Consider the following 378-nt stretch of genomic DNA (forward strand, 5'->3'; position numbering starts at 1 on the left):
GCAGGAAAGCCCGCAGTGGAACAACATGGTGGTGGTGGTGACCGTCGATGAAAACGGCGGCTGGTGGGACCACGTAGCACCGCCCAAAGGCGACCGCTGGGGCCCGGGCACGCGGGTTCCGGCCCTGGTGGTGTCGCCGTTCGCACGCAAAGGCACGGTTGACCATACGGTCTACGACACCGCTTCGATCCTGCGCTTGATCACCCGTGTGTTTCAGTTGGAGACCCTGGACGGCCTCAAGCAGAGGGATGAGGCGATGATCGCCCGCGGCCAGAAACCCATGGGTGATTTGAGTAACGCCTTGCAGTTCAGCGTGTAGGTTTACTTATCCATTCGCGACACGCCCGGCGATTTAGCACGCGATTTTTCTGGTCAGCC

General features: G+C 61.1%; 1 protein-coding gene. It reads left to right on the forward strand.

All coding sequences use genetic code 11. The features are described from left to right. Positions 1–319: alkaline phosphatase family protein (locus AC0L3B_RS38600; RefSeq protein ID WP_473382880.1), on the forward strand; the 319-nt coding region annotated here is incomplete at its 5' end. Between the last annotated feature and the right edge of the window lie 59 nt (positions 320–378).

Source organism: Bradyrhizobium sp. Kon56 (assembly GCF_055807635.1).